This is a genomic window from Enterobacter sp. R4-368 (assembly GCF_000410515.1).
GTDB lineage: Bacteria > Pseudomonadota > Gammaproteobacteria > Enterobacterales > Enterobacteriaceae > Kosakonia.
The window spans coordinates 218,194-231,583 of the sequence record NC_021500.1 but is presented as its reverse complement, the minus strand read 5'-3'; the positions used below and the strand labels follow the sequence as shown (position 1 = coordinate 231,583).

10 protein-coding genes are annotated in these 13,390 nt (G+C 49.0%); 2 read left to right on the top strand and 8 right to left on the bottom strand.

What is annotated here, in order from left to right; translation table 11 throughout:
- The 4 genes from oppC to H650_RS01080 all read right to left on the bottom strand — a co-directional run bounded on the left by oppC (window position 1) and on the right by H650_RS01080 (window position 5,096).
- The gene (oppC, locus tag H650_RS01095; protein ID WP_016495841.1) at window positions 1-909 is read right to left on the bottom strand and encodes an oligopeptide ABC transporter permease OppC; all 909 of its coding nucleotides are present in this window, start codon (window positions 907-909) and stop codon (window positions 1-3) included.
- Between the two features lie 14 nt (window positions 910-923).
- Window positions 924-1,844, bottom strand: a complete 921-nt coding sequence (gene oppB, locus H650_RS01090) for an oligopeptide ABC transporter permease OppB (protein ID WP_016495840.1) — start codon at window positions 1,842-1,844, stop codon at window positions 924-926.
- Between the two features lie 128 nt (window positions 1,845-1,972).
- Complete coding sequence (gene oppA, locus H650_RS01085; protein ID WP_016495839.1) at window positions 1,973-3,604, bottom strand: oligopeptide ABC transporter substrate-binding protein OppA; 1,632 nt, start codon at window positions 3,602-3,604, stop codon at window positions 1,973-1,975.
- Window positions 3,605-4,448: 844 nt separating this feature from the next.
- Entirely contained in the window at window positions 4,449-5,096 is a 648-nt protein-coding gene (locus H650_RS01080) for a YchE family NAAT transporter (RefSeq protein WP_044489637.1), read from the bottom strand.
- Between the two features lie 477 nt (window positions 5,097-5,573).
- On the opposite strand from H650_RS01080, the gene adhE reads away from it, so the two are divergent.
- Window positions 5,574-8,252 (top strand): bifunctional acetaldehyde-CoA/alcohol dehydrogenase, encoded by a 2,679-nt coding sequence (gene adhE / locus H650_RS01075; protein ID WP_016495837.1) that lies wholly within the window; start codon window positions 5,574-5,576, stop codon window positions 8,250-8,252.
- Between the two features lie 65 nt (window positions 8,253-8,317).
- On the opposite strand, the gene tdk is transcribed toward adhE, so the two are convergent.
- Window positions 8,318-8,932 (bottom strand): thymidine kinase, encoded by a 615-nt coding sequence (gene tdk / locus H650_RS01070; RefSeq protein WP_016495836.1) that lies wholly within the window; start codon window positions 8,930-8,932, stop codon window positions 8,318-8,320.
- 546 nt (window positions 8,933-9,478) lie between these two features.
- On the opposite strand from tdk, the gene hns reads away from it, so the two are divergent.
- On the top strand, window positions 9,479-9,892 hold the full coding sequence (hns, locus tag H650_RS01065; protein ID WP_017457162.1) for a histone-like nucleoid-structuring protein H-NS: 414 nt from the start codon (window positions 9,479-9,481) through the stop codon (window positions 9,890-9,892).
- Between the two features lie 278 nt (window positions 9,893-10,170).
- Here hns and galU read toward each other — a convergent pair whose 3' ends face one another.
- The 3 genes from galU to rssA form a co-directional block, all read right to left on the bottom strand.
- Complete coding sequence (galU, locus tag H650_RS01060) at window positions 10,171-11,082, bottom strand: UTP--glucose-1-phosphate uridylyltransferase GalU (RefSeq protein WP_017457161.1); 912 nt, start codon at window positions 11,080-11,082, stop codon at window positions 10,171-10,173.
- Between the two features lie 198 nt (window positions 11,083-11,280).
- A complete protein-coding gene (gene rssB, locus H650_RS01055; protein ID WP_016495833.1) occupies window positions 11,281-12,294 on the bottom strand; it encodes a two-component system response regulator RssB in 1,014 nt (337 codons plus the stop codon).
- A gap of 90 nt (window positions 12,295-12,384) precedes the next feature.
- Window positions 12,385-13,293, bottom strand: a complete 909-nt coding sequence (gene rssA / locus H650_RS01050; RefSeq protein WP_016495832.1) for a patatin-like phospholipase RssA — start codon at window positions 13,291-13,293, stop codon at window positions 12,385-12,387.
- Between the last annotated feature and the right edge of the window lie 97 nt (window positions 13,294-13,390).

Sequence of the window (13,390 nt, the reverse complement as noted above, 5' to 3'; positions counted from 1 at the left end):
TTAACGGTCTTTCGGATCGAGGGCATCACGCAGGCCATCGCCGATAAAGTTAAAACAAAACAAAGTGATAACCAGGAAACCTGCCGGGAACAGCAGCAACCACGGCGACACTTCCATCGAGTTCGCACCATCGCTTAACAGCGCGCCCCAGCTGCTTAGCGGCTCCTGGGTACCCAGACCGAGGAAGCTCAGGAAGGATTCGAACAGGATCATGCTTGGCACCAGCAGTGAGGCATACACCACCACCACGCCCAGTACGTTTGGCACAATGTGGCGCACAACAATATTAGCGGTAGAAACCCCGCCGACCTGCGCCGCTTCGATAAACTCTTTCCGTTTCAGGCTCAGGGTCTGACCACGCACAATACGCGCCATATCGAGCCAGGAAACCATGCCGATAGCAACAAAGATGAGCAGAATGTTTTGCCCAAAGAACGTCACCAGCAGGATCACAAAGAACATAAACGGGAAGGAGTTGAGGATCTCCAGCAAACGCATCATCACCGAGTCCGTTTTGCCGCCCAGGTAGCCGGAAAGTGAACCGTACAGCGTTCCCAGGATAACGGCCACCAGCGCCGCAGCGATACCCACCATCAGCGAGATACGTCCGCCGATTGCCACACGCACCAGCAGGTCGCGCCCCGAAGAGTCAGTACCAAAATAGTGACCGGACTCCATATCCGGCTTGCTGGACATCATGCCCCAGTCGGTATCGAAATAACTAAACTGCGACAGCATCGGTGCTAATGTCACAAACAGGGCTATCAGCAGCAGTACGATCAGGCTTGCTACCGCAGCACGGTTATGCATAAAGCGACGACGTGCGTCCTGCCACAGGCTTCGTCCTTCGACTTCCAGTTTCTCACTGAAGTTTTCCAGCGCCTCGCTGTTTTTCTTACTTAACATCATGGCGAACTCCAGTATTAATAACGAATCTTCGGATCGATAACGGCATACAGCACATCAACAATCGCGTTAAACAGAATGGTCAGCGTGCCAACCAGAATGGTCAGGCTCAGCACCAGCGAATAGTCACGGTTCAGCGCGCCGTTAACGAACAGCTGGCCGATACCCGGCAGACCATAAATGGTCTCGATAACCATGGAACCGGTAATGATGCCGACAAACGCCGGGCCCATATAGGAGAGCACTGGCAGCAGCGCGGGTTTGAGCGCGTGGCGGAAAATGATCCGGCGCATCGGCAACCCTTTGGCACGCGCAGTGCGAATAAAGTTAGAGTGCAAAACTTCAATCATCGAACCGCGAGTGATACGTGCAATGCTGGCAATATAAGCCAGAGACAACGCCACCATCGGCAGGATCATGAATTTCAGTGCCCCGCCATTCCAGCCGCCCGCTGGCAGCCACTTCAGCACGATGGCGAAGATCATCACCAATAACGGCGCGACAACGAAGCTCGGGATAACGACCCCGGTCATTGCCAGCCCCATCACCGTATAGTCCCATCGGGTATTCTGGTTAAGCGCGGCTACGACACCGGCCGTAACGCCAAAGACAATCGCCAGAATAAATGCCGCCGCACCTAATTTTGCGGAAACCGGGAAGCTTGCCGCTACCAGGTCATTCACGGTGTAGTCTTTGTATTTGAATGACGGCCCGAAATCGAAATGCGCCAGCTGTTTCAGATAACTGAAATATTGCGTGGTGATCGGGTCGTTTAAATGATATTTCGCTTCAATATTCGCCATGACCTCTGGCGCCAGCGCACGTTCACCGGTGAATGGACTTCCCGGCGCGAGACGCATCATAAAGAACGAGATGGTAATAAGAATGAAAAGTGTTGGGATCGCTTCAAGACAGCGACGTAGGATAAATTTCAACATTGCCCGTACCTTCTGGCCTGTGCCTTTTACACATTCTCTTTCAGGCGGTTAAGCCTGCGACCGATGTGTGTTCTGGTGCGATAAAATAAGACACTGTGGGGCAGGTCGCCCTGCCCCACTCATTGCCATTAATGCTTGATAATATACAAGTTTTTAACGTAGATATTATCCATCGGGTCTTTACCGGTGTAGCCACCAACCCAGGTTTTCACCAGACGGGCGTTCACGTAGTAGTAAACCGGAACGATCGCCGAGTCTTTATCCAGTTGCTGTTCAGCTTTGGAATAAAGCTCGCTGCGCTGTGCTTCGTCAGTGACTTTCAGCGTGTCGCCGATCAGCTTGTCAAACGCCGGGCTCTTATAGTGCGCCGTGTTGTTGGAGCTGTCAGAGAGCATGGTATTCAGGAAGGAGGTCGGTTCGTTGTAGTCCGCACACCAGCCCGCACGTGCAACATCAAAGGTGCCCTGATGACGCGTGTCGAGGAAGGTTTTCCACTCCTGGTTTTCCAGCTTAACGTCTACGCCAAGGTTTTTCTTCCAGATGGAAGCCACAGCGATCGCCAGTTTTTTATGCAGATCGGAGGTGTTATACAGCAGGCTGAACGACAGCGGTTTGTCTGCGGTGTAGCCAGCTTCGGCCAGCAGTTTTTTCGCTTCCGCGTTACGCTGTTCCTGGGTCATTTTGAACCAGGCCGGTTCAGTCAATTTTGCGCCATCGGTGTACGGCGGCGTGTAGCTGTATGCCGGCAGATCGCCCTGGTTTTTCACTTTGTTGACGATGATGTCGCGATCCAGCGCCAGTTTCAGCGCGGTACGAACGCGAACGTCAGTGAACGGGGCTTTCTGGTTGTTGATTTCGTAGTAATAAGTACACAGGTACGGGTCGACGTGTACTTCTTTAGGAATCTCTTTTTTCAGCTTCTGGAACAGTTCGATCGGCATGTTGTTATAAGTCATGTCGATTTCGCCGCTGCGGTAGCGGTTAACGTCCGTTACTTCAGAAGAGATTGGCAGGTACGTTACCTGGTTAATAACGGTTTTCGCGTTATCCCAGTAATTGGTGTTGCGCTCAAGAACGATACGTTCGTTGACCACCCAATCTTTCAGTTTGTAAGCACCGTTGGTCACGATGTTCGCCGGCTGGGTCCATTTTTCGCCGAATTTTTCAATGGTAGCTTTAGGCACAGCCGAAACAGATGGGTGAACCAGCAGTTTATAGAAATAAGGAACCGGCTCGCTCAGGGTGACTTCAAAGGTGTAATCATCAATTGCTTTTACGCCAAGATCGCTGGTCGGTTTTTTGCCAGCGATAACATCGTCGATATTGGCGATGTGGCCGTACTGCAGATAGCTCGCATACGGAGAAGCGGTTTTCGGATCCGCCAGACGCTGCCAGCTATAAACAAAATCATGCGCCGTTACAGGCGTACCGTCGGACCATTTCGCGTTTTTACGCAGATGGAAGGTCCAGACTTTGAAATCTTTATTATCCCACGACTCTGCGACACCGGCAGTCGGGTGCCCCTGAACATCGGAGATCAGCAGACCTTCAAACAGGTCGCGGTTGATGTTGGATTCAGGAACCCCTTCGATTTTATGCGGATCGAGAGATTGCACTTCAGAACCGTTGTTACGAACCAGCGTTTGCTTCTCCGCCAGTTGTACTCCTGCCGGTACATCGGCAGCCATTGCCGCGTTACCGGTAATTAGTGCAGTCAAAATCCCCGCAGCTACCAGACTTTTCTTTGTGATGATGGACATTGTGTTGTTACTCCACTCATTATAATTACTGACGTTCACGCCAGCGTGTTTCATCCCCTATTGGGGGCCTGTATAGCGCAGGAGCTTTTTGGCGCTATCAGACATCTTTTTTACTGCTGCTATCACCGACTTTTTTTATTACGGACTGCTCAAACGGCAATCTTGCGTCGATTCTGTTACGCTTCTCCCCTGTCGAGACGCGCGGTGTTCATTATGACGAGCGTTTTATATGAAAACGATTCTCATCTGAGCTGTTTATTCTGCAAATTATAAGGTCGAGAAACATAATGGGCGGAAAATAACAAATGCCCTCTGCTGCCGCCAATACATTTTGCAAATTTGTTAACCATTTCTCTTTTACGACACAGCATCAAGCGCAAGGCAATAGCTTTTCAGCCTCCCTGTTAAATTTTTATCTATTATTATCAATGAGATAAATGAACATCACCACCATGTGATGTTTTTCGACTGACGCTGTGCTTTTTTGCACAAAAAAGCAACAATTGACTACTTTTTAGCACATTCATCTGCGAGAAGATTGAAAGTACTAATATCATTTCAATTATGTCACGGCAAGCCCAATAGTATTATGTGACAGAAATAACAGGTGCGATTGCGCGAATTCCGCACAGCAGAGATTCGTTATACTTATAATTCGCTGATTGACAACAGATTTTCTGATTAGTGTAATTTATTATACTTTCCGCCGTTTTGCGCTTTCGTCATATGTTTTGCTGATTTTGCGCGTTCCTTGACAGCCATTTTGCAACGTAAAACGGTCATCGCTATATAGAAGAAAGCATAACGACAACCTTTTTATTTCCTTATTAAAGGAAGAAGTGAATCAGTTCAGCAAACCAGGAAATAGCGATCTCGCCCCCGCGACAATAAACTCAATACCCAGCGCCATAAGTAACAATCCCATAATACGTGTAATGACGTTGATACCCGTTTGCCCAAGCAAACGCACCAGCCAGGGCGCGATACGAAATAGTCCCCAGGAGCTGAGCGCAAACAGCGCAATCGCAACGGTAAAACCGATCAGATGCTCAACGGTGTGATAGCGTGTTCCCCAGACAATGGTGGAACTGATCGCCCCCGGCCCCGCCATCAGAGGCAAGGCTAACGGTACCACGCCAATACTTTCGCGGATGGCTGTCTCTGACTTTTCTTGTTTATTCTGCTTATCTTCACCCAGTTTCCCGCTGATCATCGACATGGCAATAGTCACCACCAGAATGCCCCCGGCAATGCGGAACGAATCGATCGAAATACCAAACAGCTGCAATATGGCATCGCCAAGAAACAGAGATGTCCAGAGAATAATGGCCACGGACAGATTGGCGGTGAGATTCGTTTTATTGCGTGCGGCGGTCATCTGGTAGCTGGTCATGCTAATAAAGACCGGAATAATGCCGACCGGATTGACCAACGCAAACAGGCCAATAAAAAATTTAAAATAGAGGGGAAGATCGAACACGGTGTGCTCCACAGTAGGTTTCGTAACGTTGTCAGATAAATAACCTATCGGCACGACAGGAAAATCCATGCAGAAGATACGCGTTTTCGCTGCGTAGTTCATCATGATTTCCGTGGAAATTCGCAGCAATACAGCATGTTATTCAGTTGTGGGAATTGTGATAATCTTAGAGCGCGCCTGGCCATATGCCATTAACATTTGCTACAAACGCCCAAAAATGGGCTGCTGAAAGGTGTCAGCTTCGCTGAAATTTGATGTAGATCACGCAACACTTACTCAGAAGTGGGTAATCTTGATGACACGAAAAGAGCTCAAAAGTGTCAGTAAGTGCGTAGTATCCTCGAGGCTCTTTCAGTAAATCAGTGGTGGATGGTTTAGCGTTAACTCTTTGTTTTTATGAAATTTACGCAACCTGCAGCCGGTCTGTCTATACTATCCAATTAGGCAGCTGGTTTACTAAAAGAGTTTAAACATTATCAGGAGAGCATTATGGCTGTTACTAATGTCGCTGAACTTAACGCACTCGTTGAACGCGTGAAGAAAGCCCAGCGTGAATATGCCAACTTTACTCAAGAGCAAGTAGATAAAATCTTCCGTGCTGCCGCTCTGGCCGCCGCAGATGCTCGTATCCCGCTGGCAAAAATGGCGGTTGCCGAATCCGGCATGGGTATTGTTGAAGACAAAGTGATTAAAAACCACTTCGCTTCCGAATATATTTACAACGCGTATAAAGACGAGAAAACCTGCGGCGTTCTGTCAGAAGATGATACCTTCGGCACCATTACCATTGCAGAACCAATCGGCATTATCTGTGGTATTGTTCCGACCACTAACCCAACCTCTACCGCTATCTTTAAATCACTGATTAGCCTGAAGACCCGTAACGCCATCATTTTTTCCCCGCATCCGCGCGCTAAAGATGCCACCAACAAAGCAGCTGATATCGTACTGCAAGCAGCCATTGCCGCTGGCGCCCCGAAAGATCTGATCGGCTGGATTGACCAACCGTCTGTCGAACTGTCTAACGCATTAATGCACCACCCGGATATCAACCTGATCCTCGCCACTGGCGGCCCAGGTATGGTAAAAGCGGCGTACAGCTCCGGTAAACCAGCGATCGGTGTAGGTGCAGGTAACACCCCGGTTGTGATTGATGAAACTGCTGATATTAAACGCGCAGTGGCATCCGTACTGATGTCTAAAACCTTCGATAACGGCGTTATCTGTGCTTCTGAACAGTCCGTAGTTGTAGTTGATTCTGTCTACGATGCGGTTCGTGAGCGTTTCGCCAGCCACGGCGGTTACCTGCTTCAGGGCAAAGAGTTGAAAGCCGTTCAGGACATTATCCTGAAAAATGGCGCGCTCAACGCCGCTATTGTTGGTCAGCCTGCTTATAAAATCGCTGAACTGGCCGGTTTCACCGTTCCAACGACCACTAAGATCCTGATTGGTGAAGTGAAAGTTGTCGATGAGAGCGAACCGTTCGCCCACGAAAAATTGTCCCCGACGCTTGCCATGTACCGCGCAAAAGATTTCGAAGACGCGGTCGAAAAAGCAGAGAAACTTGTCGCCATGGGCGGTATCGGTCATACCTCTTGCCTGTATACCGACCAGGATAACCAGCCAGATCGCGTTGCTCACTTCGGTCAGAAGATGAAAACCGCGCGTATCCTGATTAACACCCCGGCTTCTCAGGGTGGTATCGGTGACCTGTACAACTTTAAACTCGCGCCTTCCCTGACTCTGGGTTGTGGTTCCTGGGGTGGTAACTCCATCTCTGAAAACGTTGGTCCGAAACACCTGATCAACAAGAAAACCGTTGCTAAGCGAGCTGAAAACATGTTGTGGCACAAACTTCCGAAATCTATCTACTTCCGCCGTGGCTCTCTGCCAATCGCGCTGGATGAAGTGATTACTGATGGTCACAAACGCGCGCTTATCGTGACTGACCGTTTCCTGTTCAACAATGGTTATGCAGATCAGATTACTTCTGTACTGAAAGCGGCCGGCGTTGAAACCGAAGTGTTCTTTGAAGTTGAAGCAGACCCAACACTGACCATCGTACGTAAAGGCGCTGAGCTGGCGAACTCCTTTAAACCAGACGTGATTATCGCGCTGGGTGGCGGTTCTCCGATGGACGCCGCGAAAATTATGTGGGTGATGTACGAACATCCGGAAACCCATTTTGAAGAACTGGCGCTGCGCTTTATGGATATCCGTAAACGTATCTATAAGTTCCCGAAAATGGGCGTGAAAGCGAAAATGATCGCTATCACCACCACTTCCGGTACCGGTTCTGAAGTTACGCCGTTTGCGGTAGTAACCGATGATGCCACTGGTCAGAAATATCCACTGGCAGACTATGCTCTGACGCCGGATATGGCGATTGTTGACGCCAACCTGGTGATGGATATGCCGAAATCCCTGTGCGCCTTCGGTGGCCTGGATGCGGTCACTCACGCACTGGAAGCTTACGTATCCGTACTGGCTTCTGAGTTCTCTGACGGCCAGGCGCTGCAAGCGCTGAAATTGCTGAAAGAGAACCTGCCAGCGTCTTACAACGAAGGTTCAAAAAACCCGGTTGCTCGTGAACGCGTTCACAGTGCCGCTACCATTGCCGGTATTGCCTTTGCCAACGCCTTCCTTGGTGTGTGCCACTCCATGGCGCACAAACTGGGTTCGCAGTTCCACATTCCGCACGGTCTGGCTAACGCCCTGCTTATCTGTAACGTTATTCGCTATAACGCGAACGACAACCCGACTAAGCAGACCGCGTTCAGCCAGTATGACCGCCCGCAGGCACGCCGCCGTTATGCTGAAATCGCTGACCATTTAGGCCTGACTTCTGCCGGTGACCGTACAGCAGCGAAAATCGAAAAACTGCTGGCATGGCTGGAAAGCATCAAAGCTGAACTGGGTATTCCGAAATCTATCCGTGAAGCTGGCGTACAGGAAGCTGACTTCCTGGCTAACGTGGATAAGCTGTCTGAAGATGCGTTTGATGACCAGTGTACTGGTGCGAACCCGCGCTACCCGCTGATCTCCGAACTGAAACAGATCCTGCTGGATACTTTCTACGGTCGTGAATACAAAGAAGGTGAAGTGGCGGTAGTGAAAGCTGAAGCTGCTCCAGTTAAAGCAGACAAAAAAGCGAAGAAACCCGCTTAATTGTTAACGCTAATAAAAAACCCGCTTCGGCGGGTTTTTTTATTGCGAAAGAGAGGAAGCAAAAACTAACCTCTGACGCGTTGCTGAATCGTCGTTAAAGAGCCCTCTTGCAGCGCTTCTTTGTAGTGTTTGCGGCACACGGACACATAGCGTTCATTACCGCCAATGACCACCTGTTCTCCTTCGTTATAAGGGCGCCCTTCTTGATCAAGACGCAGCACCATACTGGCTTTACGCCCGCAGAAACAGACAGTTTTCAGCTCAACCAGTTTATCTGACCAGGCCAGCAAATATTGGCTACCTACAAATAACTCACCGCGAAAATCCGTACGCAAACCGTAACAGAGCACCGGAATATCCAGTTGATCGACAACTTCCGATAACGCATAAACCTGTTCACGCGTTAAAAACTGGCACTCATCGACCAGAACACAGTGCACAGCTTGTTGTTGATGCTCTGCGTTGATTTCGTCAAACAACGAGGAGTTGTGATTAAACAACCGCGCGGGTGAAGATAAGCCGATACGAGAGCTAACCTTGCCTGCTCCGAAACGATCGTCAATTTCGGCGGTGTAAACCACCGTGCGCATCCCTCTTTCTTGATAATTGTAAGAGGATTGTAGTAACGCTGTTGATTTCCCCGCATTCATTGCTGAATAGTAGAAATAAAGCTGTGCCATTGCGTGCAAAACCCCAATCAAAGTGTGATATTCCCGGCGAGGAGTGTACCATATTTTATCTGCTCCTCCTGTGGTCGCTCCGCGATTGAAGTAAATCCATCCTCAATAGCAGACTCATAGATATTCCAATAGTTAATCCTTTGAGTTGTTACTGCCAAAGAAACAGCAATAAGAAATTCATGATCTTACAAATTTTTTTAATCGGAACATTCTCAGCCAGGCATACGGAAATTATTAATAATTTAAGGAAGAAGCACTTTCAACGCTGGAATACTTAAGGTCGATATTTATCCATAATGGCTATAAACACGGATCAGATTAATCAGAAGTTCATGCATAAACACGCCGTAAACGGCGCTGCCAGTACCTCGGTATAAGTGGTTTTTTGTGCGTTTCTTCAAGAAAAATTTAAGTTAGCGATATTTATAAATCGACTTAATAAAGCGGCATTTTGAATTCCTTACATTCACAGCTATTGCACTGACGAAATTAACGCTCTATTATTAGCCCGACAAACCACCCCAATATAAGTTTGAGATTACTACAATGAGCGAAGCACTTAAAATTCTGAACAACATCCGTACTCTTCGTGCGCAAGCAAGAGAATGCACTCTGGAAACGCTCGAAGAGATGCTGGAGAAATTAGAAGTTGTGGTTAATGAGCGCCGCGAGGAAGAAAGCGCTGCCGCAGCTGAAGTTGAAGAACGTACGCGTAAATTACAACAATATCGTGAAATGCTGATCGCTGACGGTATTGATCCGAACGAATTGCTGAACAGCATGGTTACCGCTAAGACTGGTACTAAAGCAAAACGTGCAGCACGCCCGGCTAAATATAGCTATGTTGATGAAAATGGCGAGACTAAAACCTGGACAGGTCAGGGGCGTACTCCAGCAGTAATCAAAAAAGCAATGGACGAACAAGGCAAACAACTCGACGATTTCCTGATCGAAGAGTAATCAAGCCAGATTTCAAAAGGATCCCGCCAACTGGCGGGATTTTTTTTGATAAAGCACACATTCTCTTCACAAATATAGTGTATGGCATCTGGAATATAGGTTTCTCAAATGCGTGCTGCTCAAATTCTGGTCAATTCATTTATTGTTTTGTGCGATATCTTCTGCACCGCTTTGACATAACCTTTTCATTAGGAACATTCACAAATAAAAAAGGCCGGAGATAAGCGGTGCGATGCACTATTATCTCCGGCCTTATTCAGACTACTAAAGAAAGCGTATTATGCTTTCCCGGCGCCGACAGTTTCTTCGAGCCAGGCTTTAAATTCCTCGCCCAGCGAATTGTGACGAATACCGTACTCTACAAATGCACGCATATAGCCAAGTTTATTACCGCAGTCATGGCTTTTGCCTTTCATATGATAGGCTTCTACGGTTTCTTTCTCGATTAGCATATCGATAGCATCGGTAAGCTGGATCTCATCACCTGCTCCCGGAGGTGTTTTCGCCAGCAGCGGCCAAATTTCTGCGCTCAGAACATAGCGACCCACAACGGCAAGATTAGAAGGTGCGACATTAGCTTTCGGTTTTTCAACCACACCCACCATTGGAACGCTATCACCCGGGTTCAGCGTTGCGCCTTTGCAATCCACTACGCCGTAAGCAGTAACATCATCCACAGGCTCAACCATGATCTGGCTGGCACCGGTTTCATCAAAACGTTTAATCATCTCAGCCAGGTTATCCTGGGAGAGATCGGATTCGTATTCATCCAGAATAACGTCCGGCAGAATAACCGCTACGGGCTCGTTACCTACTACCGGGTGCGCGCACAATACGGCATGTCCCAGACCTTTCGCCAGCCCCTGACGCACCTGCATAATGGTTACGTGCGGCGGGCAAATAGACTGAACTTCTTCCAGCAACTGACGTTTTACGCGTTTTTCCAACATTGCTTCGAGTTCGAAGCTGGTATCGAAGTGGTTTTCGATAGAGTTTTTAGATGAATGTGTTACCAGAACGATTTCAGTAATGCCGGCAGCGATACACTCATTTACGACATACTGAATTAATGGCTTATCAACCAGCGGTAACATTTCTTTAGGAATTGCCTTAGTCGCTGGTAACATCCTGGTTCCCAATCCCGCAACCGGGATTACTGCTTTAGTCACTTTCGAATTTATTGCAGCCATTGAAAATCTCCTGGACTGTCCATGCTTGAACATGTTCATGAATTAACTCGCGTCTGAGTATATCAGTACCAACCCATTGACCAGGTCTGAAAAGGACGCGCTAACATCTAATTAGGACTAATACGCATAAACTGCGGCGATAGTACCACCCGTTTTTATGCGGAGGGTAAATCTATCTGCAAAGTATGATTCGATCGCTCATTCCGCGCTCAACATTAAACGCAGCCGGCCGCCGGCGCCCCACACCTGACATTGCCAGGAGTCGCAACGCTGGCTCAGCTGATTTAAATAGGTATTGCCAAGCGTACCGAGAGGCACACCATTGCTGATTTGAATTTGATGATCGCCGGTATTTAACGTTGCGTTAAGACCAGCCGAAACAAGTATCAGGTTTTTCAGTTCACTGTGGTAATAACCGACAAGCAGTGGAAACTGACCGGGTAAATTAGCCTGATGCAATAATTGGTTTACCTGCTTGAGCAGCGCACCCATCTCGGGTAAACGCTGGCGCTGGTGAGAAAGCTGTTCTTGCAGTAATCCATTAAATAAGGCGCGCAACAGCAGCGCCGCCAGCACACCGTTATTTTCTGCACGCGTCACGTCCAGGCAATAAAACGCCAGGTCCTGACCTGATATCGGCGCGATATCAAGCACCAGGCCAGGGCTTTCAACAGAAACCAGTTGCCGATAATTTACCCGGCAACCGGAAATAACTTGCTGCACCGGAGGCTGAAGTTCCTGCAACAAATTCGCCGCGGCCTGAGGATTATCGACCAGCGCGTCCCAGTCCTGAAACAAGCGCTCCTCTTCCTCAACGCGTGAATTAAACATATTGGGATAAAGACAAGCGAAAAGCGTTTCTTTTAAACGATTAAGATCTTTAACGGGTTTAAGAACGACATCCTGAACGCCAAGACGCAATGCTTTAGCGATATCCGCCATATTTTCTGTCGCCGATATCACAAGCACCGGCGTTTGCATGCCCCGATTGCGTAACGTCTCAATGAGGACCAGGCCATTCATGCGCGGCATAGCAAGATCGCAAATCATCAGATCGGGATTATTTGCTGCCAACAGCTCAAGCGCGACAACCCCATCTTCTGCCAGCAGCGTTATCGCGCCTAAAGATTGCAACCACGAATCCAGCAGAGAGCGGAAAACGGGCTCGTCTTCAACGATCAGTATCTGTTTTCCGGCCAACGGCTGCGTCATCTTATCTCCCCTGCCTGACGATAGATCAATAGTGGCATGCTTCGCCGATAATCGCCTGTCAGAATTTGCTGAAGTCTATAAAAAATCTACTTACGAAAGGGTCCGTACCAAAGGAAGCAACTCATCCATTTTCTTTTCTGTCGCCAGTTGCCCTGCAGCAATAGCAGCATCAGCCCGATGAAAATCGAGTGTCGAAATTTGCGGGCAGAGAGGTTGCAACAGAATATCTGGCGGATCGCCAGCCATACGATTACGTTTGAGCCGGTTTTCAAGCACCTGAATAGAGGTACTCATGATTTCCATCGCCGTCGGCGCGATCGGCCGTTTTGGCGCGATCCGCCCCAGCCGTTCACGCAGACGTTGATGCCAGCGCTGCGTGGCAACCGTGTCGCTGTCTTTATCATTATTAGAAAGATTCACCGACAGCAGATCTTGCTGCATCAGATGGGCGTCATGCTGCAAATCTACGGCAATCACCACATCCGCACCTAACGCGCGGGTAAGGGAAACCGGTACGGGATTCACTACCGCGCCATCTACCAGCCAGTAACCGTTATGCGGAACCGGTGACATTAACCCGGGCATACTACAGGAGGCGCGAACAGCATGATGTAAATCCCCTTCAGTGAACCATAGCTCGCGCCCGGTGCTAAGGTTGGTTGCCACCGCGCCGAAGCGTTTCTGGCAACGGTTAAAATCCGCGAATGGCAGCAACTGGCGATACTGATTGAACACGCGTTCACCGCGCAACAGACCACCACGCTGCCAGGAGAGATCCATCAGTCGCAACACATCCCAGTAGCCAAAAGAGCGTACCCATTTCTCCAGTGCCGGCAGACGACCACACGCGTAAGCGGCACCGACCAGTGAGCCAATGGAACACCCCGCTACAATATCAATTTCGATACCGGCACGCTGTAATGCGTTAATCACGCCGATATGCGCCCAACCTCTGGCCGCGCCGGAACCGAGCGCCAGACCAATTTTTACCTTTCTCATAACGCTTATTTTACTTCCCCCGGCTTACTGTAGCCACAGCGCTACGGCTCAGTTAACATATCGCTACCCTGGCGCTAACGCGCCGTTATTTTTATTC